Origin of the sequence: Microbacterium sp. GCM10027623 (assembly GCF_042666935.1) — a bacterium.
Classification (GTDB): Bacteria; Actinomycetota; Actinomycetes; order Actinomycetales; family Microbacteriaceae; genus Microbacterium.
Map to the genome: position 1 here is coordinate 1,095,272 of NZ_JBHTHE010000001.1, position 21,142 is coordinate 1,116,413.

The 21,142-nt window shown below is 66.6% G+C and carries 20 protein-coding genes; 8 read left to right on the forward strand and 12 right to left on the reverse strand.

The features are described 5' to 3' along the window. Window positions 1-77: 77 nt before the first annotated feature. The 4 genes from ACFQY2_RS04930 to ACFQY2_RS04945 all read right to left on the reverse strand — a co-directional run bounded on the left by ACFQY2_RS04930 (window position 78) and on the right by ACFQY2_RS04945 (window position 5,452). Window positions 78-1,859: an aldehyde dehydrogenase family protein gene (locus ACFQY2_RS04930; RefSeq protein WP_378744526.1), complete on the reverse strand. Its 1,782-nt coding sequence runs from the start codon at window positions 1,857-1,859 to the stop codon at window positions 78-80. Between the two features lie 212 nt (window positions 1,860-2,071). Then, complete coding sequence (locus tag ACFQY2_RS04935; protein ID WP_378744527.1) at window positions 2,072-2,335, reverse strand: glutaredoxin family protein; 264 nt, start codon at window positions 2,333-2,335, stop codon at window positions 2,072-2,074. Window positions 2,336-2,369: 34 nt separating this feature from the next. Continuing rightward, window positions 2,370-3,149, reverse strand: coding sequence for an amino acid ABC transporter ATP-binding protein (locus tag ACFQY2_RS04940; protein WP_378744529.1), 780 nt, complete (start codon window positions 3,147-3,149; stop codon window positions 2,370-2,372). A gap of 8 nt (window positions 3,150-3,157) precedes the next feature. Beyond that, complete coding sequence (locus tag ACFQY2_RS04945) at window positions 3,158-5,452, reverse strand: ABC transporter substrate-binding protein/permease (protein WP_378744530.1); 2,295 nt, start codon at window positions 5,450-5,452, stop codon at window positions 3,158-3,160. A 143-nt stretch (window positions 5,453-5,595) separates the two neighbouring features. Between ACFQY2_RS04945 and ACFQY2_RS04950 the strand changes: the two genes are divergently transcribed. The 7 genes from ACFQY2_RS04950 to ACFQY2_RS04980 all read left to right on the forward strand — a co-directional run bounded on the left by ACFQY2_RS04950 (window position 5,596) and on the right by ACFQY2_RS04980 (window position 11,979). After that, a complete protein-coding gene (locus ACFQY2_RS04950; RefSeq protein ID WP_378744531.1) occupies window positions 5,596-6,795 on the forward strand; it encodes a glycosyltransferase in 1,200 nt (399 codons plus the stop codon). Window positions 6,796-6,817: 22 nt separating this feature from the next. After that, window positions 6,818-7,990 carry a low temperature requirement protein A gene (locus ACFQY2_RS04955; RefSeq protein WP_378745032.1) on the forward strand — a complete coding sequence of 391 codons (1,173 nt, stop codon included), beginning with the start codon at window positions 6,818-6,820 and terminating at the stop codon, window positions 7,988-7,990. Between the two features lie 140 nt (window positions 7,991-8,130). Beyond that, window positions 8,131-8,394 carry a DUF6458 family protein gene (locus ACFQY2_RS04960; RefSeq protein WP_378744532.1) on the forward strand — a complete coding sequence of 88 codons (264 nt, stop codon included), beginning with the start codon at window positions 8,131-8,133 and terminating at the stop codon, window positions 8,392-8,394. Between the two features lie 186 nt (window positions 8,395-8,580). Next, window positions 8,581-9,609: a carbohydrate ABC transporter permease gene (locus tag ACFQY2_RS04965; RefSeq protein ID WP_378744533.1), complete on the forward strand. Its 1,029-nt coding sequence runs from the start codon at window positions 8,581-8,583 to the stop codon at window positions 9,607-9,609. Next, complete coding sequence (locus tag ACFQY2_RS04970) at window positions 9,609-10,562, forward strand: carbohydrate ABC transporter permease (protein WP_378744534.1); 954 nt, start codon at window positions 9,609-9,611, stop codon at window positions 10,560-10,562. Before ACFQY2_RS04965 ends, ACFQY2_RS04970 begins: the two co-directional genes overlap by 1 nt. 56 nt (window positions 10,563-10,618) lie before the next feature. Beyond that, entirely contained in the window at window positions 10,619-10,927 is a 309-nt protein-coding gene (locus tag ACFQY2_RS04975) for a hypothetical protein (protein WP_378744535.1), read from the forward strand. Continuing rightward, the gene (locus ACFQY2_RS04980; protein ID WP_378744536.1) at window positions 10,924-11,979 is read left to right on the forward strand and encodes a sugar ABC transporter substrate-binding protein; all 1,056 of its coding nucleotides are present in this window, start codon (window positions 10,924-10,926) and stop codon (window positions 11,977-11,979) included. The genes ACFQY2_RS04975 and ACFQY2_RS04980 overlap by 4 nt, the downstream gene beginning before the upstream one ends. A 39-nt stretch (window positions 11,980-12,018) precedes the next feature. On the opposite strand, the gene ACFQY2_RS04985 is transcribed toward ACFQY2_RS04980, so the two are convergent. From ACFQY2_RS04985 to ACFQY2_RS05005, 5 genes are all read right to left on the reverse strand, one after another. Beyond that, window positions 12,019-12,939: an NADP-dependent oxidoreductase gene (locus ACFQY2_RS04985; RefSeq protein ID WP_378744537.1), complete on the reverse strand. Its 921-nt coding sequence runs from the start codon at window positions 12,937-12,939 to the stop codon at window positions 12,019-12,021. 62 nt (window positions 12,940-13,001) lie between these two features. Continuing rightward, on the reverse strand, window positions 13,002-13,316 hold the full coding sequence (locus ACFQY2_RS04990) for a hypothetical protein (RefSeq protein ID WP_378744539.1): 315 nt from the start codon (window positions 13,314-13,316) through the stop codon (window positions 13,002-13,004). 2 nt (window positions 13,317-13,318) lie between these two features. Further along, complete coding sequence (locus tag ACFQY2_RS04995) at window positions 13,319-14,818, reverse strand: deoxyguanosinetriphosphate triphosphohydrolase family protein (protein WP_378744540.1); 1,500 nt, start codon at window positions 14,816-14,818, stop codon at window positions 13,319-13,321. 95 nt (window positions 14,819-14,913) lie between these two features. Further along, window positions 14,914-15,042 carry a hypothetical protein gene (locus tag ACFQY2_RS05000; RefSeq protein WP_378744541.1) on the reverse strand — a complete coding sequence of 43 codons (129 nt, stop codon included), beginning with the start codon at window positions 15,040-15,042 and terminating at the stop codon, window positions 14,914-14,916. Window positions 15,043-15,388: 346 nt separating this feature from the next. Further along, window positions 15,389-16,366, reverse strand: a complete 978-nt coding sequence (locus ACFQY2_RS05005; protein WP_378744542.1) for a DUF732 domain-containing protein — start codon at window positions 16,364-16,366, stop codon at window positions 15,389-15,391. A gap of 164 nt (window positions 16,367-16,530) precedes the next feature. Here ACFQY2_RS05005 and ACFQY2_RS05010 point away from each other — a divergent pair, with 164 nt between their 5' ends. Continuing rightward, window positions 16,531-16,917 (forward strand): DUF898 family protein, encoded by a 387-nt coding sequence (locus ACFQY2_RS05010; RefSeq protein ID WP_378744543.1) that lies wholly within the window; start codon window positions 16,531-16,533, stop codon window positions 16,915-16,917. Between the two features lie 75 nt (window positions 16,918-16,992). On the opposite strand, the gene ACFQY2_RS05015 is transcribed toward ACFQY2_RS05010, so the two are convergent. The 3 genes from ACFQY2_RS05015 to ACFQY2_RS05025 form a co-directional block, all read right to left on the reverse strand. Further along, a complete protein-coding gene (locus ACFQY2_RS05015; protein ID WP_378744544.1) occupies window positions 16,993-18,504 on the reverse strand; it encodes a DUF1524 domain-containing protein in 1,512 nt (503 codons plus the stop codon). A gap of 228 nt (window positions 18,505-18,732) precedes the next feature. Then, on the reverse strand, window positions 18,733-18,927 hold the full coding sequence (locus ACFQY2_RS05020) for a hypothetical protein (RefSeq protein WP_378744545.1): 195 nt from the start codon (window positions 18,925-18,927) through the stop codon (window positions 18,733-18,735). 395 nt (window positions 18,928-19,322) lie between these two features. Further along, complete coding sequence (locus tag ACFQY2_RS05025; RefSeq protein ID WP_378744546.1) at window positions 19,323-21,023, reverse strand: AIPR family protein; 1,701 nt, start codon at window positions 21,021-21,023, stop codon at window positions 19,323-19,325. Window positions 21,024-21,142: the final 119 nt, after the last annotated feature.

The following is a 21,142-nucleotide window of genomic DNA, read 5'->3' on the forward strand; positions in this document are numbered from 1 at the left end:
CTGTGGGACGCAAACGTCGGCTTCAGCTGTCCTGAAGCATGCACTTGCGCCCCACAGACGGTCCCGGCGAAGCGGGGTCAGGCGCGCAGCGCACGGAGGAGCGTGCGGATCAGGCCCAGGACGCCGCCGTGGGCGCGGAAGCGGGTGAGGCCCTCGCTCACCGCGGCTCCCGTGCGCGCCGAGACGAACCACGGCGGCGTGGGGAGGATCGTGCCCCTGGACAGACGCAGGGAGCGCGGGTGCAGGATGCGATCCGGAACCCAGCGGGGGAACGGCCGGAAGGGCCCGCGCACCACCGAGCGCTCCACGTGGTCGAGCAGCAGCGCGTTGTGCACCACGCCGATCCCGCTGCCGACGTCGTCGATCGTGCTGCCGGGGAAGGCGCCCCAGGTGAGCGTCGGGGTGATGAAGCCGAACGCCGTCCACGCGTTGATCGCGATCGACCCGTAGCGCAGGTCGGCGATCGCCCGCTCGAACCCGGCGCCCAGCGACCCCTGCGTGGCCGGGTCGATGAGGAGGTTCGCGCCGAGGGTGCCCTGCAGCCGCTCGTTGGCGTGCGCGACGGCGGCATCCAGGAACGCCTGCCCGACGCCGGGGACCTCTACCACGCCCAGCACCGGGGCGAAGTACTCCGTGGTCTGCAGCGCCTCGGCGTCAGCCGCGTCGTCGATGTCCACCAGCAGCCGGTCGGCGAGCACCAGCGCATCCGGATAGTCCGAACCGGCCTGACGCATGCGCGCAGGCGACCCGGGGTACCAGACCGGCCGTTCGGGAGCGCCGGCGTAGGCGCGACGGAGCGCCGTGCGGAACTGCTCGGCCTGCGGCCAGTCGGAGGAGATGATCACGACCTGGCCGGCGATGCAGTTGTGCCCGCAGTTCTGCAGGCGCATGGTCGCGATGTGCTCCGCATGGAACGCGAGGTCGGCATCGGTCCACTCGCCGGGCACCACGATGATCGGCGAGACGCCGCCCAGTTCGGCGGTGATCGGCTTCTTCAGCTGCGGGCGGTTCTCGCGGCGGCGACGCTTGCCGGTCGCACCCTGGCCCCACACGATCGTGTCGAACGTGGCCGCCGATCCGGTGATGTGCACGTGCACGAGGTCGCGGTGCCCGGTCAGATAGGCACCGGTGGCGGGACCGCCGCGCACGATCCGGAGGAATCCCGGTTCGATCAGCGGTGCGAGCGCCCGCTCGTACACGGGCACCAGGGCATCCTGGGTCGGGTTCACCTTCAGCATCGACACCCGGTTGTGGGCGAGCAGCTCGTACAGGACGTCCAGCACGGGGATGGCGGTGACGTTGCCGGCCCCGAGGACGAGGCCGACGCCACCGGATGCTGCGGGCGCCAACTGGGCCAGGCCCGCCGCAGCCCGTGCGGTCCTCGGGGTGATGCCGGGTTCGAGCCACACTTCGCCGCTGAAGCCCGACAGCAGGAACCGGTCGATGCCGGTGAGCGGGAACGCGTCCACCTTCGTGCGCCCGCCGGGGGCGCGTCCGATGCGGATGCCGTCGAGCGCGCCGCGCCCGTCGGACAGCCTGTCGAGCGTGTCCGCGTACGCGTCTATCGCCCCGAGCACCGAGTAGGGGCCGCTCAGCCATTCCTCGCCGCGCAGCGGATGACCGGCGCGCAGACCCTTGGAGTCGGCGGCGGTGTTCGCCCAGTCCTCCGCGGCCGCCGCGACACTGACGCGCAGCGCGCGCAGCAGCGTCGCCCGCTGTGCGACGGTCAGGTTCGACCAGGTGCGCGCACCCTGCTGCACCAGAGCGATGCCGGCATCCAGCGACCGGTGCTCGTCTTCGGCCGGCGCACCGGCGGGCGCGGCCTCTTGCACGGCGTTCACTGCGGCATCCTGAGTCATCGTCGTCTCCTTCGCGATGGCACCCAGCCTAAGTGCTCGTGAGACTCGGTTCCCGACGGGCCCTGCTCGGGTGCCCGGACCCGCCGTTTCCGGGACATCCCGTCGGTCGTGTCCCAGAAAGGGCGCGTGCGGCGGGTGCGCACCCGCATCTTCTGGGACACGACCGTGCGGCGGACGCGACAGGAAAGCCCGGCCGCGTCGGCGGTCAGGCCTCAGATCAGCGAGAGCTCGCGCAGCTTCGCCTCGACGTCGGCGTTGCTCGGCTCGACGTGGTGGCTGGAGTCGGGGTAGACCACCACGGGGATGTTCGTGCGACCCGAGATCTCCTTGGCGACATCGGCCGCGGCGGGCTCCGCCTCGAGGTCGACATACGTGAACGGGATGCCGAGTTCATCGAGCTGCTTCTTGGTGCGGCGGCAGTCGCTGCACCACTCGGCGCCGAACATGGTGATGGTGTCGGATGCGGGGGAAGTCATGCCTCCAGCCTAAGGCCGGAGTGGGGCGTGGGCGTCAGAGCACCTTCGAGAGGAAGTCCTGCGTGCGCGGCTCCTGCGGGTTGTCGAAGATGTCGGCAGGAGCGCCGGACTCGACGACGTTGCCGTCGGCCATGAACACCACCCGGTCGGCGACCTCGCGGGCGAAGCCCATCTCGTGGGTGACCAGCACCATGGTCATGCCGGATGCGGCCAGGTCGCGGATCACCTGCAGCACCTCGCCGACCATCTCGGGGTCCAGTGCACTGGTCGCCTCGTCGAAGAGCATGATCTCCGGGCTCATCGCCAACGCACGGGCGATGGCCACACGCTGCTTCTGACCGCCGGAGAGGGACGCCGGCCTGGCATCCACCTTGTCCTCCAGGCCGACCCGCGTGAGCAGCTCGACCGCTCGCTTGCGCGCGTCGGCTCTGCTCAGCATCTTCAGCTCGATCGGCGCCAGCGCGACGTTCTCGAGCGCCGTCATGTGCGGGAACAGGTTGAAGTGCTGGAACACCATGCCCACGCGCTGACGCACCGCGTCCAGCCGCTTGCCCTTGGCGACGGCGATGTTCTCGCCGACGATCAGCACCTCACCGCTGGTGACCTCCTCCAGCCGGTTCAGGCAGCGCAGCAGCGTCGACTTCCCCGAACCGGAGGGACCGATCACGGCGACGACCTCGCCGTTGCCGACCGTCAGGTCGATGCCGGTGAGCACGTGGTTCTTGCCGAACGACTTGTGCAGATCGCGCACCTCGATCGGGTCGCCCGATGCCGTGGAGACGGGGCGCGTGTAGGTCGGTTCATTGTTCGTCATGATCATCCCTACTTGTTGAACTTGCGGTCGACCCAGTTGGACAGCACCGTGAGCAGCCAGATCACGACGAAGTACATCGCACCGACGATGATCCAGATCTCGAACGAGCGGAAGGTGGAGGCGATCACGATGCGGCCCTGGTACGTGAGCTCCGCGAAGCCGAGCACCGACAGCAGCGACGTGTCCTTGAGGGTGATGATGAACTGGTTGATGAGGTTCGGGGTCATGATCTTGAACGCCTGCGGCATCACGACGCGGCGCATCGACGCGCCCCAGCCGAGACCCAGCGAGCGCGAGGCCTCCATCTGCCCCGGGTCGACCGCCTGCACGCCGCCGCGCACGATCTCGGTGATGTAGGCACCGGCGTTCAGCGAGAGGGTGATCACACCGGCGGTCAGCGCGTCCAGCGGCTGACCGGTGACGGCCGGCACGCCGAAGTAGAAGAAGAACGCCTGCACCAGCACCGGGGTGCCGCGGAAGATGTTCACGTACGCGCCCGCCAAGCCCCGCAGGAACGGGTTGGTCGACAGCTTCAGGATGCCGAACAGGATGCCGAGCACCATGGCGAAGAAGATCGACAGCGCGGTCGCCAGCAGGGTGAGGACCAGGCCCTGCGAGAGCGGGCCGATCGAGGTCTGCAGGAGCGACCAGAACGAGTTGTCCGCCGTCTCCGCGTCGTCGATCGCCAGGTAGCGGTCGATGATCTGCTGGTAGGCGCCGCTGTCCTTGGCGTTCTGCAGACCGTCGTTGAACATCTTCAGCAGCTCGGCGTTGGCGCCCTTCTGCACGGCGAACCCGTAGTCGGAGCCGGGCTCCGCGTCGGTGACGATCTTCAGCGGGACGGCGCCCGAGGCGATGCCGAACTGCAGCACCGGTGCATCCTCGAATGTCGCCGCCGAGTTGCCTACGGCCACGTCGTTGTACATGTCGGCCGAGTCCTGGAACGCGTTGATCGTGAAGCCGATCTCGTCGCTCAGCTGCTGGGCGAAGTCGAAGCCGACCGTGCCGGTCTTGACGGCGACGTTCTTGCCCTCGAGGTCCTGGTACGAGCTGATGTCGCTGTCCTGGGAGACCGCCATCTGCACGCCGGACTGGAAGTACGGCTCCGAGAAGTCGAACACCTGCTTGCGCTCGTCGGTGATGCTCATTCCGGCGATCACACCATCGGCCTGGCCGGCGGTCACCGCCTGCAGCGCCGCGTCGAATCCGAGGGTCTTCACGTCGACGGTGAAGCCCTGGTTCGCGGCGATCGCCCGCAGCAGGTCCATGTCGATGCCGATGTTCTTGCCGTCGACCTGGAAGATGAACGGCGCGAAGGTCGTGTCGGTGGCGATCGTGAAGGCGCCGTTGGTCTGAGGGGTGTCGGTCGCGAACGCGGGGTTCTTCGGCAGGTCGCCCGGCTCCCCCGGGTCGAGTGTGCTGTTGCCCAGCGCGGCCTTGCCGCCGCCGATGCCGGTCGCGTCCGGGGCATTGTCGCCGAGGTAGTCATCGAGGATGCTCTGGTAGGTGCCGTCTTCGATGAGGTTCTTCAGACCCTCGTTGAAGGCCTTGCGCAGGGCTTCGTTCTGGCCCTTCTTCACGGCCATGCCGTAGCTGGACGCCTTCTCCTGCTCGGTCACCGTCTTCAGGTCGACGTTGCCCGTGGCGATGCCGTAGGCGAGGATCGGATAGTCGTCGAACACGGCCGCCGAATTGCCTGCCGTGACATCGCTGTAGGCGTCGGCCGCGTCCTGGAAGCCGGTGACCGTGAAGCCGAACTCCTTGCCGAGATTCTCGGCGAAGGCGAAGCCCTCGGTGCCGGTCTTCGCCGAGACGGAGGAGCCCTTGAGATCCTCGTACCCGGAGATCGAGGTGTTGCTGGAGGCGACGGCCATCTGGATGCCGGAGTCGAAATACGGGTTGGAGAAGTCGAAGGTCTTCTCGCGCTCCTTGGTGATCGACATGCCCGCCATGACGGCATCCGCCTGGCCGGCGGTGACAGCCGCGAGTGCGCCGTCGAAGCCGAGCACGTCGATCTTGACGTCGAAGCCCTGGTCCTCGGCCACCGCCTTGATCAGGTCGATGTCGATGCCGCGCAGTTCGCCGTCGCGCTGGAACTCGAACGGCGCCCACGTCGTGTCGGTGGCGATCGTGAACGTCTGACCCTTCACGCCGTCGTCCGCTGCGGCGGGCTTCGTGGCCGCATTCGCGATGCCGACCGCACCGCCGACCGTGAACAGCAGGATGAACATCGCCGTGATGCTCGCGAGCAGTGCGAGACGGTTCTCGCGCCACCAGTTCGCCGGTTGTCTGAGCAGAGTCATGGAGTCCTCTTCGTCGTCGTCGACCGTGTTGCGTGGCCTGTGCCACTTTATCCGGCCGTCGGATCGGGGCAAGGCGGACTCGGCGCACAGTGAAAGATGGCACGATTGTTCCCGCGTCGCATGAACCGGATGGAGGGGAGCACATGAACGCTCCGATCACCGATCCGGTCACCGTGATCATCCCGACCTTCAACGAGCGCGACAGCGTCGCCGAACTGGTCGCTCGCACTGCCGCCGCGCTGGGCGGAGTCGACGCGGAGATCCTCTTCGTCGACGACAGCTCCGATGACACCGCGACGGAGATCGCCCGGGTGGCGGCAGCCGCGCCGCTCCCGGTGCGCGTGATCCATCGCGAGCACAACGCCGGGGGTCTCGGCGGCGCGGTCGCACTCGGTCTCGCCGAGGCACGGCACGACGTGTGCGTCGTCATGGACGGTGATCTGCAGCATCCGCCGGAACTCCTCCCCGCCCTGCTCACCCGTTACGCGCAGGGGGGAGCGGATGTCGTCGCCGCGTCCCGCTACATCGGCGGCGGGGACTCCGCCGGGCTGGGCACGGCCGTGCGCTTCGGCGTCTCGAAGGCAGCGACCGCGGTCACCAAGGCGATGTTCCTGCGGCGGTTGTGGCGCAGCACCGATCCGATGACGGGCTTCTTCCTCGTGAACCGCACGCGTTTCGATCTCGACGAGCTGCGGCCGCAGGGTTTCAAGATCCTTCTGGAGATCCTCGTGCGCGGCGGCGAGCGCCGGGAGCTGCGCATCGCCGAGGTCCCGCTGTCCTTCGGCGAGCGTCGCCACGGCACGTCGAAGGCGAGCATGAGGCAGGGGGCGACCTTCCTCGCGCATCTCGCCCGGCTGAGGTTCGGCAAGATGGGCCTGTTCGCCCTGATCGGCGGCATCGGTGCGGTCGCGAACATCGGCATCATGTGGCTGCTCACGCACCTGGGGGTGGACTATGTGCTCGCGGCGATCGTCGGCGCGGGCGTCACCATCATCGGCAACTTCGTGCTGCAGGAGCTGTTCGTCTTCCGCGAGGAGCGGCAGGACGCCCCTCGGCTGTGGGTGCGCTTCGCGGCATCCGTGTCCTTCAACGGCATCGAGGCCGCATTGCGCATCCCGGTGATGGCGCTCATGGTCGAGTCCTGGCACATCTCCAGCGTGATCGCCACGGCGATCTCGCTCGTCGCGGCGTTCTTCGCGCGCTTCCTCTTCCACGCGCTGGTGGTGTACGCCCCGCGCCGCAGACGGCAGACGGATGCCGCGGAGGAGGCGCCGACCGACACCGGGGCGCTGCGGGTGATCCGTGCGATCGACGCGGAGGCGATGCGCCCGGGCGAGCTGTAGCCCGCGCTACTCTTTTCCGGTGATGGAGAAGGCACCCGGTCCGCGCCTCCGGCTGGAGCGGATGCTGCCGCGTGACCCGAACGAGCCGCATCGGGTGGCGAGCTCGCTGGAGCTGTTCTTCGATCTGGTCTTCGTGATCGCGGTCAGCATCGCGTCCAGCCAGCTGCACCACTCCCTGTCCGCCGGGCACACCGGTCCGGGGATCACCGCCTACCTGATGGTGTTCTTCGCCATCTGGTGGGCGTGGATGAACTTCACCTGGTTCGCGACGTCCTTCGGCGTCGACGACTGGTTGTACCGGGTGATCACGATCGTGCAGATGGCGGGCGTGCTGGTGCTGGCGGCGGGCATCGGGCCTGTGTTCGACGAGCATGATCCGGACTTCACGATCGTCGTGGTCGCCTATGTCGTGATGCGCCTGGCGATGATCGTGCAGTGGCTGCGCGCCTCCAGGGAGGACCAGGCGCTCCGGCGGACCACGCGCGTCTACGCGGCGGCGATCGGCACGGTGCAGGTGCTGTGGATCGGCTTCCTCCTCGTGCCGGACGAGGCCAGGACGGCGGTCTTCCTGGTGCTGATGCTCGCCGAGATCTCCGTCCCGGTGGTCGCGGAGCGCCGGGGCGCCACGCCGTGGCATCCGCACCATGTCACGGAGCGGTACAGCCTGTTCACTCTCATCGTGCTCGGCGAGAGCCTGCTGGCCTCGGCGACGGCGATCATCGGTGCGCGCGAGGAGGTCGACGCGCTCGGCCCGCTGATCTGGGTGGCCGTGGTCGCGCTGATCTCGACGGCGGCGATGTGGTGGATCTACTTCTGGCCGCCGCACCACACGGCCATCACCACGCTGCGCCGCTCGCTCCTCTACGGCTACACCCATTACTTCGTCTTCGCCGCGGCAGGCGCGTTCTCCGCCGGGATCGAGCTGTGGATCGACGAGCTCACCGGTCGCACCGACCTGCCGCCGATCGTCACGTCGTTCGCGACCAGTGTTCCGATCACCGTGTTCCTGCTCGGGATCTGGCTCGTCGCCATCCGCGCGAACGCGGATCGACTGGTCAACACGGTCGTGCCGCTGGGGGCGGTGCTCGTGCTGCTCGACCCCCTGCTGCCCGTGCCGGTGACGCTGACGGCCGTCATCCTCGTCGCCGTGGTGGTCGTGCTGGTGCTGCGTCCTCCGGTGCGCCGCGACACCTGACCGGGCGCGGCGGACCCGCGCCCACCGGGCGGAATCTGCGCGTCGAACCCGTTGTCAAGGCCCTTCTGGACGGGCGTCGGGTCCGCCAGCCTGAGGGGCGCGGCGGCACCCCGGCGCCGCAGATACGAACGGAGCAGGCCATGAGCATCGGTACCGGAATCGTGTTGTTCGTGATCGGCGCGATCCTCACCTTCGCCCTGAACATCCAGGTCGACTGGGCGGATCTCGACCTGATCGGATACATCCTGATGGGCGCGGGCGTCATCGTCTTCCTCGTCGGCATCATCCTGATGGCACGTCGCCGCAGGACCGACGTCGTCACCCGCACCGAGGGCACGGTCGACGGCGGAAGTGCCACACGTCGCACGGTGCGCGAACCCGGCGCAGGAGACGAAGTCCTCTGACACCGAGGTCTTCTGACCATCCCAGAACCGGCCGGGTCGCGATGACCCGGCCGGTTCTGCGTGCGCGGGATCACCGCCCGCGGGACGGTATCGCCGCTCGGAGCGGACTCGCGACCGGAGAAGCACAACCACGTCGGCTCCCGCAAGCCCCCAGACGCGCGGGGACGGCGGTCCTACTCTCCCTCCATGGTCAATGCCGAGCGTCGTCTGGGGAGCGGGGAGCAATCCCGTCTTGCACCCGGCTCGGCAGCCGCGACAGCGGTCTCTCCGCCGCGGGACGAAGCCGTCGACAGGGCTCGGCGACCCCGCCGCGCGCGAGACCACTACAACCGCCGCGAGTCGATCGCCGGCTACCTCTTCATCGCCCCCTGGATCATCGGCTTCGCCGTCTTCACCGCCGGGGCGATGATCTACAGCCTCTACATCTCGTTCAGCGACTACAACCTCGCGACCAACGCCGCGCGCCCTGTCGGGTTCGACAACTACGCCAACCTCTTCGATGACCCGCGGGTCGGCGTCTCGCTGGCCAACACGCTCTTCTATGCGGTCCTCGCGGTGCCGCTGGAGATCGTCGTCGCCCTGGTCCTGGCCATGCTGCTCAACCGCGTCGGGCGCGGCGCCGGGGTCTTCCGCACGCTCTACTACCTGCCGAAGATGACCCCGGCGGTCGCGACGGCGTCGATGTTCTTCCTGCTGCTCAACGGCAACAACGGCGCGGTGAACCAGTTCCTGCGGCTGTTCGGCATCCAGGGACCGCAGTGGCTGGTGGACCCGGCGTGGGTCAAGCCGAGCATCGTCATCATGACGCTGTGGACGGTCGCCGGAACGATGGTGATCTTCCTCGCGGCGCTGAACACCGTCCCGGTGGAGCTGTACGAGGTCGCTTCGCTCGACGGGGCGGGGCCGGTGCGCAAGTTCTTCGCGATCACGCTCCCGATGATCTCCGGTGCGATGTTCTTCAACGTCATCGTGCTCTCCATCGCCGCGTTCCAGGTCTTCGACCAGGCGTACGTGCTGTTCTGGCGCGACCAGAGCAACTCCTCGCCGGAGGCCTCGCTGTTCTACGCGATCTACCTGTTCCAGCAGGCCTTCCGCCAGTTCGACTTCGGCTTCGCGGCGGCCATGGCCTGGCTGCTGTTCGTGATCATCCTGATCATCACCGTGATCCAGGTGAAGTTCGGCAACAGGTTCGTCTACTACGAGGGGGACCGCTGATGTCGACATCGCTGCGACCTCTTCCGCCGCAGCCGCGAGCGGAGCGGGTGCCGGAGACCCTGGTCGCCACCGTGCCGCAGCGATCCCGTTGGCGTCGCACCGTCGCCAGGCCGAAGAGCTTCGCCGCCCGGGTCGTGCTGGCGATCGTGCTCGTCGGATTCAGCCTGATCTTCCTCTACCCGTTCGCGTGGCTGGTGGCCGCCAGCCTGAAGCCGCGCGGCGAGGTGTTCGACAACGCGCTCATCCCCAAGACCTTCACCCCCGGCAACTACGCGGAGGTCTGGAGTCAGCTGCCGCTGCTCAGTTGGATGGGCAACAGCATCGGCATCGCCCTGCTCGCCGCCACCGCCGTCGCCGTGTCCAGCTCCATCGTGGCGTTCGGGTTCGCGTACTTCCGGTTCCCGGGTCGCGGGCTGCTGTTCGGCCTGGTGCTGGCCACCATGATGCTGCCCGGCGCGGTGACCATGATCCCCATCTACCTGATCTGGAAGCAGACCGGCCTGCTGGGCACGTGGGTGCCCCTGTGGGGGATGAACCTGTTCGGCTCGGCGTTCTACATCTTCCTGCAGCGACAGTTCTTCCTCGGCCTGCCCAAGGAGCTCTTCGAAGCCGCACGCCTGGACGGCGCCAGCTATTGGGGCCTGTTCTGGCGGATCGCGATGCCGCTGTCGGTGCCGTCGTTCATCATCGTCTTCCTGTTCGAGTTCCAGGCGAGCTGGAACAACCTGCAGGCCGCGCTGATCTATCTGAACGCCGGGTCGGTGGACGAGTTCACCGCACCGTTGGGCATCGCGTACGCGATGACCAAGTACAGCCCCACCGCGGGTGGTCACGGCGACTACCAGTACGTCATGGTGGCGTCGCTGATCATCACGCTGCCGATGCTCATCCTCTTCGCGTTCGGCCAGCGCTACTTCATCGAGGGCGTGGCCACGCAGGGCCGCAAAGGATGATCGCCGCGCCGCCATGATCACAAGTCAGGCGGCGAGGCTCAAGAGAAAGGAACGACATGCGCAAGCAGATTCTCGGGATCGCCGCGGTGCTCACGGCATCCGCGGTGGTGCTGACGGGATGCGGCACGGGCGGGGGCGGGGATGCCGGTGACGTCGACTTCGACTCCGAACCCACCGGCACGCTGAATGCCTGGGGGTTCGAGAACGCGGATGACGTCGGAACGTCCCGTCTGGATTACGCCGCCGCCCAGTTGAAGGATGTCAAGGTCGACCTCGACGCGACGGCGTTCGACGCGCAGAAGTTCACCACCCGTCTCGCGAGCGGTGATGTGCCCGATGTCGTCAGATGGACCGGCGCTATGTGACGACCTACGCCGCCCAGGACCTCATCATGCCGCTGGACGAGTGCTTCGACGCGCAGGACGTCGAGCCGCGCGACCACTGGTATCCGTTCGTCGTCGATGACGTCACCTACGACGACGAGATCTGGGCGGTGCCGCAGTTCTACCAGCCACCGGCGATCCTCGTGAACAAGAAGGTGCTCGCTGAGGCCGGGGTCAGCGCAAACGACATCGATACCTCCCAGCCCGACGTGCTGCTCAGCGCGATCGGCAAGATGTACCAGGAGTCCGGCGGCGTGCCGACCCGGCTGGGCTTCGATCCGGTCGCCACGGGCCAGGGCGGGCTGTGGATACTCGGGATGGGTGGGCAGCTGACCGACGAGAAGGGCGCGCCCACGCTGGACGACCCGAAGAACGTCGCCGGCATCGAGATGCTGAAGAAGATCACCGACGCGCAGGGCGGTTTCGCTGCGGTGAAGAGCTTCACCGACTCGTTCGACACGTTCGGCGACAACAACCAGTTCGTCGCCGAGCAGGTCGGCGCGCAGGTGAATGCGCAGTGGTACCCGAACGTGCTGGCGCCCTACATGGACAAGCTCGACCTGGAGGCGGTGCCGTTCCGGGATGCCAATGGGGATCCCTTCTCGGTGGCCTCCGGCACCTCGTTCGTCATCCCGGTGGGGGCGAAGAACCCGGCGGCGGCGTGCGCCTGGATGATCGACCTGACCTCTGATGCGGCGTGGGAAGCTGCGGGAGAGGCGCGCGGCGCGACCCGTGCGAAGGACGGCGGGGTCAACACCGGGCTGTTCACCGGTTCGCCGGCATCGGACAAGGCGATTCGCGACAAGTGGGTGAAGGACAGCGGCAACGCCGGGTTCGACCAGGTCATCTCGACCTATTACGACGTGGTGGATTACGGTCAGTCGTTCGGCGCCTCGCCCGCGGGCCAGGAGATCGAGAACGAGCTGAACAACGCCATCACGGCAGCGCTGCTGGGCGACAAGGACCCCGAGAGGGCCCTGGCGGACGCGCAGAAGGCGGCGATGCGGGCGTACGACAACGTGGCGGACGACTGAGATCCACGCGGGCGGCGCTCGCCGCCGCCCGCGTCACGTTCACGGCACGATGACGAGCTTGCCGCGCACGTGATGTGTCTGGCTGGCGCGGAAGGCGTCCGCCACACGCTCGAGCGGGAAGGTCTCGGCGATCTCGACGTGCAGGGTGCCTTCGGCGGCGAGGGCGGCCAGCCGCGCGGTCTGCTCACCGTCGGGGCGCACCCAGATATGACGGCCACCGTTCTCGGTGACCGAGGAGTCCGCGACGGAGGCGTGCGCGCCGTCGGGGGCGAGCACATCGAGCGTCACCGACAGCATCCCGCCGACGAAGTCCGCGACCGCGTCGACCGGTCCGCCGGCCAGGTCGCGCACGCGGTCGGCGAGCCCGGCGCCGTACGTCGTCGGGTGCGCGCCCAGGCTGCGCAGGTAGTCGTGGTTCGCCTCGGAGGCTGTGCCGATCACGCGTGCACCGCGGGCGATCGCGATCTGCACCGCGAAGCTGCCCACGCCTCCGGATGCGCCATGGATGAGCAGCGTGCGGGCATGCAGTTCGCCGAGGGCGTCGATGGTGCGCAGTGCCGTCCCGCCGGCGAGGGGGAGTGCGGCGGCCTGCTCCCACGACAGGGATGCCGGCTTGTGGGCGACTGCCCGCACCGGGACGTCGACCCGCTCGGCGAAGGTGCCGCCGCCGACGACATCGGTGCGGGCGTACGCCATCACCTCGTCACCCACCTGGAACTCGGGGGTGTCCAGGCCGACGGCGATGACGGTGCCCGCGACATCCCACCCCGGGATGACGGGGAAATGCACGGGCATGATCGCGTCCAGGTTGCCGGCCATCAGCTTCCAGTCGACGGGGTTCACCGCGGCGGCGCGCACCTCGATGAGAACGGACGCCGGTGTCACCTTGGGTTCCGGCATCTCGCGGACCTCGAGAGCGTCGAGATCATCGGTGAATCGGTCGTAGACGACAGCGCGCATGAGAGCCTCCTGGAGTGCGGCGGGCAGGTGCCTCCACTCTCCCACGCGATGGGGGGCCGGGCTCAGGAGACGTTGATCCGGCCGCGGCCGAACGGCAGGACGGGGGCGCGATAGCTGATCGTGGCGGTGATGCCCGGCTCGATCGCGATCTCGGCCTGCCCGAACCGCCACACCCGGTTGAAGAGGAAGACTCCCAGCGTCACGCTCTCGTCGGCGGGCACCTGCCAGGTGCCGTGACCCCACTGGGTGGGCTGGCCCTGGCCCCGGATGACAAGTGTCGGACGGATGCCGGCGTACAGCCGGAACCAGGGCCGGCGCAGAGTCAGCTCGATGCGCCGCGAGCTCGGGGCGTCAGTGCCCGAGGGGTCAGTGCCCACGGTCACAGCCCCTGCCCGGCATCCCAGAGCCGTTCGGTGTGTCCGGCCAGTAGCGCGTCGAGAGAGATGGCCTGCGAGTCGGTGAGCGAGGCGACGTAGTCGATGATGCCGCGGCCGCGCGCGAGCGCGTCGAGATCGGCATCCGTACGCGGGCCCACCAGGTGCGGCGCCTCCTGCCGCAGCCGGCGGTAGTCGTCGACGGCGAGGTCGACGAGGTCGATGAGGCGGCGGGGGGCGCGTCGCGCGTCGCGCGGGTCGTCGAGCCACGCGGTGAAGCCGTTGACGAGCCTCTCCAGAAGATTCGCCTGTCCGCGCTGGTACACGGTGAGGTCGGGACGCTCGAGGATGAACCGCTGGTGCAGGAACTTCAGCACCGCCACCTCGTGCCACGCCTGGCGATTCAGGCTGACGTGCCCGGAGCGGATGTCGGGATGGCGGTGCACCTCGACCGAGGACTGCAGCCGGGCGATCCATCCGGTGGTGAAGCGGGCGAGGGTGCGTTCGCTGGCCAGCGAACCGTCGAAGGGTTCTGCCACCAGACCGTCGATCACCTCGGCGGCGACCTTCGCGACGGCGCCGCTGAACGCATCGGGGTCGGCGATCCAGGCGTCCTTGTGCTGCAGTCGCCGCCAGAGGAGCTCGAGCGAGTGCCCGGGAGTTCGGGTGTCGGCTGCCAGGGTCGTCGTGTCGGCGGCGCGCAGCTTGGCGAGGTGGCGATGCCACGAGCGGAACTCCGCCGAGAGCGTGGCCTGGTTGAGGAGTCCGGCGCGGTAGAAGTCGTCGAGATCGTGCAGCGAGTAGGCGATGTCGTCGGAGATATCCATGATGGAGCATTCGACGCTCTGCTGTCCGGGCTCGATCAGCGGATAGGCGGATGCCGCCTGCAGGGCATCCTGCTCATCGATCGCGTAGTAGTTGAACTTGCTCGCGCCCCCGCGGCGCTCGCCGCCCTCACCGCGGCGCCACGGATACTTGAGCACGGCTGTGCGCACCGCGGCGGTGAGGTTCAGGCCGACGCCCGGGCGGTCGTGCTCGTCGAGGCGGGTGAGGATGCGATAGGTCTGAGCGTTGCCCTCGAAGCCCTCGCTCAGCCCGAAGCGGGTGCGGGCGATGCGGTCGAGGGTGTACTCGCCGAGGTGCCCGAAAGGAGGGTGCCCGAGGTCGTGCGCGGCGGCAGCGGCCTGCACGACGACCGGATGCGCGCCGCCCAGCTCGGCGATGATGCGGGCCGACTCGTCGCCGCGGGTGGAGAGGTGCGTGGCGATCGCGCGTGCGACGGCGGCGACCTTGATGGAGTGCGTGAGACGGTTGTGCACCGCGAGGCCCGCTCCGGTCTGCGAGATGACCTGCGTGACCGCGGAGAGGCGCGAGTAGTACGGGGAGAAGCGGATGCGCTCGACGTCGACCCGGAAGTCGGGATACCCCTCGGCCTGCTGGAACTCGTCGAGCGTCTCGGGCAGGCGTCGTGCCTGGCGGGAGTCGGAGGTCTGCTGCGCGGCCATGGAATCAGTGTGGCATGGGGCGGTGCGGACGGGAGGCGTGGCCGTGCGGGTGGCTGGGCGGGGGAGCCGCCCGGCGGGGACGGCGAAGCCGCCCGCTACTGCCGGTCGGCTCCTCCGTCGCGCTCGTCCAGCTCCTTCAGTCGCTTGAGCTTCGTCCAGGGTGTGAGGGCGATCCACCCGACGGATGCGATCGCGCCGCCCATGATCATCGATGCGATATCCATGGCGACGACGCTACAAGCCGTCGTCCGGCCGCACATCCCCCGCGCGGTGGATGCCGCTGCCGCTGCACCGCGAGAATTCTCTTCCCGCTCGAGAATTGCCCTCGCACGCCCCGTCTCGGGCGGGAACAGCATTCTCACGTCTCAGCGATGGCCGCGGTGACGCAAAGGCCGTGTCTCCCGGAAGAGTCTTGACGCCGCTGGGACACAGGATCAGAATTTGCCCAAGGCAATACTCACTGCCGGGTATAGGCGCGTTCTGTCATAAGCAGCCGTTGTTCCTCGTTGGTCTGAGACCTGGTGGCTCGCGTTGGCCCAGGTGAGGATCGCCGCAAGGTCACGGGAACTACTACTTCACCGGCAACCAATATCCGCAGCCCGAGGAGCTAAAGCCTTCGCCGTTTTTCACGCGCACGGTCAGCCCCTTGTGCGCCGCAGTGACGAAGTTGTTGTCGATGATTTGCCCTGAGCCATCGTTGCGCTCCCAGTAGCAATCCGACACAGAACCGACAGTTTTGTACGTGCCTGCCTTGATGTCACCTCCGACGACATGATCACCGCCTCCGAAACCTGACAACAGGAGCTCCATGGGGGGAACGAACTGTGGACAATAGACGCGGATCGCAGCATTCTGTATGTCAGAGAAGGCAGGTCCGCCTGACCACTGGGTGGAGATAATGTTATCCGGAGTGGACGACTTCGCGAGGTCTGCGCAGTAGGTCTGGCCCTCTGCGATAGCGGTGAAGTCATAGACAGCGGTAGCGTCCGGATCAGAAGCATTGACCAGAGTCGTGAATATTTTGTCCAGAGCATCGGCTTCGACCCTCGCCTTCTCTGCAGCTGCCTTAGCGATCTGTGCTTCAGCGTCCTCATGGCTCCCCACGGTTCTGAAGGCAGCGTTAGCCGCTCCGCGAGCAATATCCAAGTCGTCCGTCGTTGCATCTGGCTGCTCGAGAATCGCGCTGAGAGCATCGAGAGTCGCGCGCAGTTTCGCTCGTGCGTCGGGGGCGCCATAGTCGACCGACTCGGTGTACCGAGCCTCGTACGCGACAAGAGCTTCATTCCCGAGGCGGATTGAGGTTTCGTGCGCGGCTTTGAGTTCGGCCTGGTGCGCTGCCTCGGCAGCCTTATCCGCGGCGGCTTTGGCAGCTTTGTCCGCGGCAGCATGGGTAGCTGCCTGTGCTGCCGCCGCATTCTGTGCGATCACGCTCGCGGTGACGGAGCCGCCGATGACCAACACTGCTAGGGCTGCGACTGTGATCAGGAACTTCGGTCGCTTCCACATCGGTTGCGCTGCGGTGCTGTCCCCGTCTGCATTCATCGCCATGGATCTGAGCATATTGGAGGTCACCGACGCCAGGGTTCGCGGATACGCCTTCACTATCCGCCCCAGCGCGCCGATAGTCCCCAACGTGCCCCTCGCACTCACCCGGCTCACCACTCTCTGAGCCACCACTGCTGCACCCAGCAGCACGAAAGGAACGCCGCACCATGTCTGTACCTATCGAGAATTCTCCCGTCGGCACCGTTGCCGGGCCCGCCGTCCCGACCAACTCGCGTCTGCCGCAGCTGCAGTTCGGCTTCACCGGCGGCGCCGCCGGCTGGCTGGGCGTCGGCATCGGCGGCTTCTTCATCACGCTCATCACGCTCGGCATCTGCTACCCGTGGGCGGTCGTGATGACTTACCGCTGGAAGACGAAGCACACGTGGATCAACGGTCAGCGCCTGCGCTTCACCGGAACGGCGCCGCGGCTGTTCGGCATGTGGATCAAGTGGTTCTTCCTGTGCATCATCACGATCGGCATCTACTCGTTCTGGGTGTACCCGCGTCTTCAGAAGTGGATCGTCGAGCACCAGGAGCTTGACCCGACCAGCTGAGGCTGGGCTGACCCAGCGAGCTGGCACTGCTCCGGTGTGACGTGTTCGATACGCCGCACCGGAGCAGGGCTCTTGCTACTCGCAGGCGATGCCGTCCTTGTCGCGATCGAGCTTGTAGGAGTATCCGGGGTCGCCGGCACGGATCGGTGCCGCTCCCGCGGCACGGACCGCGGTGCAGTTCGCGTAGTAGACGTCGACCGGCGCCTTCTTGACCGGAGCCGGCGCGGGAGCGACGGGCGCCTTCTCGACCGGAGCAGGCGCGGGAGCGACGGGCGCCTTCTCGACCGGAGCAGGCGCCGGAGCGGGCACGAACGGAACCGGGGTAGCAGGTGCCGGAGCGGGAGCAGGCTGCTCCTTCACAGGCGCAGTCTCCTGCTTCACCGGTTCAACCTTCGCGAACGTCGAGGTGAGCACCTGCTCGTCGGGGCATGCGCCCAGGACCCGTGCGATCGCGTCGTGCTCGGCCCGTGTGACCCATAGACCGTAGGTCGCCTTCACCGCGACCTGGCGTGCGACGTACGCGCAGCGGAATTCCCTGTTCTTCGGCAGCCATGTCGCTGCGTCGCCGTCGCTCTTCTGCGCGTTGGCCGAGCCGTCGACGGCGAGCAGGTTCAGCGGATCGTTCGCGAACGTCGCGCGCTGGTCGGCAGTGAGCTGCTGGGCACCCTTCTGCCAGGCATCCGAGAGGGCGACGACGTGGTCGATCTGGACGAGCTCGCTGGTGCCCTGCCCGCGCACGAAGCTCATCGACTGCGCCGTATACGGATCTGCGAGCATGCCGGTGAGTACCCGACACGTGCCTGAGCGAGTGATATCCGTCAGGTCGCGGGCGAGGATGTCGTTGCGGGTGTCGCAGCCGTTGCGGTCCACGTCCAGCCAGCGCTGGGCGAACTGATCGCGCGAGTACCCGGTCTTCGCGGCGCGGCCCTTCACAGGCAGAGTTGCCAGCACCTTCAGCGCGGCCATGCCTTCCGTGCTCGAGGTGTCGGCGATCGTCGACGCGTCGCCGGCGAACGGCACCGGCTCTGCGTCCTCGTCCCACGCCGTAGGGGTTGCGGAGGGCGTCGCGGTCGGCGTCGCTGACTCAGATTCAGGTGCCTTGGGAGCTGCCAGCGTTGGGGCGAGAGATGCCGGTTTGCTGGTGCTGTCTCCGATGACGGCGTTGGCGACGCTGCCGGTGAGCAGGAAGCAGACCGCGGCGATCGCTGTGACGACGGTGGCGACCTTGCGGTTGGAGAATCGCAGCCAGGTGGGCGTGTTCTTCACCAGTGCGACGAGCCCAGTGATGAGCACGACCAACCACAGCACCGTGAAGATCGGCGAGAGCAAGATGCCGATCCCCAGCGCCACGACGCAGATCACGATCCACGCCCACGCCGGCAGCTTCCTCTTCGTCCCCGTCGCCGCGCTCTGTCCTCCCCCGACCACGAGCACTGAGTCCCCAGTGGGCGGAGGGAGCAACTGCACAGCAGATGGTGCCGACGGCAGCTGCTGAACCTGATCGCCCCACACATTGCCGTCCCACCAGCGCATCCGCGTCCTATCCGTCGGGTCCGGGTACCATCCGGCAGTGGGCGTGTTCGTCATCTGTTGTCAACCGCTCTGCCCGCACGCCCGAGCGCTGTTCAGAACGCGGGAAGGCTGGCTGTCAGGTGCGCACCGCGCACGTTCCAATGTGGCGAACCGTCATGCCCCTCAATCAGGTCGCCTCCACTGCTCAGAGCAGCTTCTCGCTCATCATAGGAGCAGGTGGGGGCCGCGCACGCTTGTGAGCACCATCGAGTTCTCGCGGGGTGCTGGGGCAGGGCAGCGCCGTCACCGTCGCGGAATGAACTTCTCCGCGGGTTCGTAGTCCTTTCCGCTGTCGATCCACCGGGTGTGCGCACGGAGTCCGTGGAAGACTCCCATGCGAATGACGAGATACAGCAGCAGGCAGGCGATGACGACCGCAAGCACGCTGATCGTGATGTTGAGGATCCAGAACAGGGTGACCTGGGATTCGAAGGTCATAGACGCGACCATATCTGGGTGTTCGAAACGTGCTCTGCGTCGGCTCGAGGTTCGGTTGGCTTGCGCCAACGGGCTGCGAACAACTGGGCGGAATCGAACAGAGCGAAGGCTCAGGGACCGAGCTCTGCAGACGCAGAAACCACGCCTCATCGGGGCAAAGCAAAACCCCCGCCATGTAGAAGCTAGGCGAGTGTTTCTGGGATCACTGTAATGATGATCCGTGTGGCTCCGACCGCCATCGATCCGGTGACCTTTCGATTTTCAGTTGGATGCGGCGAGGCATCGTGTGCTTGTTGGTCGCCGTTCGCCGCGTGATTCCGCGGAAGTCGTCATCGTTGGTCGCGGCTGGTTTGGGGTGGTTTCAGCGGAGCTACCTGCACGGGACCGGCACAAAGTCATGCGGGTTCGCTCGACTCTGCGGCGTTCCACTCCTCAGCGAATGAAGTTGCGCGATTCCGCTGAACGGCCTTCTGGTAGATCGGAATCACGGCTTGCTTGAGCGCCCGAACCGCGGTTGGGCTCTTAAGCTCGCGCTTGTGGTCGAACGGGTTTCCGGCTTCGTCTCGCTCTTCAATCTCCGAGTTGAGATCTACGACAAGATCATCGGCAACACGTTTGATCACCGCTGCGACAGCGGCGTAGCCCTTTTCGGCAAGGAAGGCGCTGGGGTCCTTGCAGAATTCCTCGCCGACGTCATCGATCTTGAGGGCTTGCTTGAGTAGGTACATCAAGAAGTACGGTGTGACTGAGTAACGGGCGACGAGCTGGTTATCCAGAGCTGCAAGGCTTTCGATCGCCGCATCGCGGACTGCGATCAGCGCAACGATTCGCCCTGCGGTAACCACCGGACGACCAAAGATGTCGGCGTGAAGGTCGTCGAAATACCGATAGGACTGGTGGCAGCTCCAAGGCTGCTCGAGGTCAAAGGCTAGGAGAACCTTGGCTGCGTCCTCATTTGTGATGACGCGCGCCGCTGTCGAAGCCTCACCACGCTTAACCTCGTAGTCGAACTGGTCACCGAAGGAGCGCTTGAAGTCCTCTTTCAACCGCTTCTGGATTACAGAGTTTGACTGGAGATCGCGGGCGCCGATGGAGTTTTGGTTGTTGCTGTTGCGGGTGATCATCCCTGCGAGGTCCGACGCCGGGTCAAGTTCGACGACCCGTGCGAGAAGCCGAAGGTCGTTGCTCAGCGAATCCTTCTTTTCATTCAAGGTCGACAAACTCTGAGCACCGTTCACGACGCTGTACTGGTCGATCGTGAGAGTGTCGTTCTCCTCGTCGAGGTGCACTGTGCGCGCCAGGATGGTGAGACCGTTGTGATAGAGCATGAAGTTCTTGTGTTCGGGCTGCGTCTGGACGTTTGTGGCGATCGCGCGGTTGACCTTGGTCCGACCGAGGGATTGGCGTACGTTCCAAGCGAAAAGTGCTTGGTTCTCGATCCCTGCCATCTGGACAAGTTCGGAGCCTCGCAATGACACGAAGTGCGCGGTTGCGGCCTCAGTTTTGTAGGTGATGTGGCCCAAGCTATCTAGGTGAAATGTGACCTCCTTCTCGACGGGCTCAGTATCACCGAGAGGGAGCCAGTCCTTCTGGAGGCGATCAGCATCGTATGCCGTGATAGCGCCATGGGCGGCCACGAAGTTTAGGCCGTTGGCGTCGAGCGGAGCATTCGTCAGTAGGATCCCTCGGACCTCGTAACCGGCCTTGACCTTTGCTGCAACGTCCGCGTCCGCGAGGAGGTTCTTGAGCTCCACGTTTCCCGTGGAGCCCGCCACAGCTTCAACTCCCTCTGGGGTGGTTAACTGCTGGATTGCGCCCGAGAAGTCTCGCAGCGTTCCGTCGCCAACTGTCTTCGATGGGTTCTGAAGGAGCTTCGCCTGAAGCACGTAGACCACTTCCAACGTGTCATCGACGTAGATCCCGTCGATGCCTTTGTCGTCGGGGCCGTCACAGATTGAGTCTTCAACGGTGAGTGCCTCAAGTCGGAAGTAGTTCTCAAGGAACCAGCCCAAAAACGCGCGGGAGTCTGTTCGGCCGGGCACTCGGTGTCGTCCGAACTGGTCGAGCACGGCGGGATAGCTGAGATCAAGCGGCATAGACAGCACACTAGCGTTCGAGATGCTCGCGGCGGTGCGATCCGATTCAGGGAGCCCCATGGCGGTGATGCAGTGTGCTTGAGATGCCGAGGAGCGCGCGGACCGCAGTTTCTCACAGG

Excerpts from the sequence above, each read along its gene's own strand:
- ACFQY2_RS04930 (WP_378744526.1), bottom strand. The coding sequence starts at position 1,859 with ATGACTCAGGATGCCGCAGTGAACGCCGTGCAAGAGGCCGCGCCCGCC.
- ACFQY2_RS04935 (WP_378744527.1), bottom strand. The coding sequence starts at position 2,335 with ATGACTTCCCCCGCATCCGACACCATCACCATGTTCGGCGCCGAGTGG.
- ACFQY2_RS04940 (WP_378744529.1), bottom strand. The coding sequence starts at position 3,149 with ATGACGAACAATGAACCGACCTACACGCGCCCCGTCTCCACGGCATCG.
- ACFQY2_RS04945 (WP_378744530.1), bottom strand. The coding sequence starts at position 5,452 with ATGACTCTGCTCAGACAACCGGCGAACTGGTGGCGCGAGAACCGTCTC.
- ACFQY2_RS04950 (WP_378744531.1), top strand. The coding sequence starts at position 5,596 with ATGAACGCTCCGATCACCGATCCGGTCACCGTGATCATCCCGACCTTC.
- ACFQY2_RS04955 (WP_378745032.1), top strand. The coding sequence starts at position 6,818 with ATGGAGAAGGCACCCGGTCCGCGCCTCCGGCTGGAGCGGATGCTGCCG.
- ACFQY2_RS04960 (WP_378744532.1), top strand. The coding sequence starts at position 8,131 with ATGAGCATCGGTACCGGAATCGTGTTGTTCGTGATCGGCGCGATCCTC.
- ACFQY2_RS04965 (WP_378744533.1), top strand. The coding sequence starts at position 8,581 with ATGGTCAATGCCGAGCGTCGTCTGGGGAGCGGGGAGCAATCCCGTCTT.
- ACFQY2_RS04970 (WP_378744534.1), top strand. The coding sequence starts at position 9,609 with ATGTCGACATCGCTGCGACCTCTTCCGCCGCAGCCGCGAGCGGAGCGG.
- ACFQY2_RS04975 (WP_378744535.1), top strand. The coding sequence starts at position 10,619 with ATGCGCAAGCAGATTCTCGGGATCGCCGCGGTGCTCACGGCATCCGCG.
- ACFQY2_RS04985 (WP_378744537.1), bottom strand. The coding sequence starts at position 12,939 with ATGCGCGCTGTCGTCTACGACCGATTCACCGATGATCTCGACGCTCTC.
- ACFQY2_RS04995 (WP_378744540.1), bottom strand. The coding sequence starts at position 14,818 with ATGGCCGCGCAGCAGACCTCCGACTCCCGCCAGGCACGACGCCTGCCC.
- ACFQY2_RS05000 (WP_378744541.1), bottom strand. The coding sequence starts at position 15,042 with ATGGATATCGCATCGATGATCATGGGCGGCGCGATCGCATCCGTCGGG.
- ACFQY2_RS05005 (WP_378744542.1), bottom strand. The coding sequence starts at position 16,366 with ATGGCGATGAATGCAGACGGGGACAGCACCGCAGCGCAACCGATGTGG.
- ACFQY2_RS05010 (WP_378744543.1), top strand. The coding sequence starts at position 16,531 with ATGTCTGTACCTATCGAGAATTCTCCCGTCGGCACCGTTGCCGGGCCC.
- ACFQY2_RS05015 (WP_378744544.1), bottom strand. The coding sequence starts at position 18,504 with ATGACGAACACGCCCACTGCCGGATGGTACCCGGACCCGACGGATAGG.
- ACFQY2_RS05020 (WP_378744545.1), bottom strand. The coding sequence starts at position 18,927 with ATGACCTTCGAATCCCAGGTCACCCTGTTCTGGATCCTCAACATCACG.
- ACFQY2_RS05025 (WP_378744546.1), bottom strand. The coding sequence starts at position 21,023 with ATGCCGCTTGATCTCAGCTATCCCGCCGTGCTCGACCAGTTCGGACGA.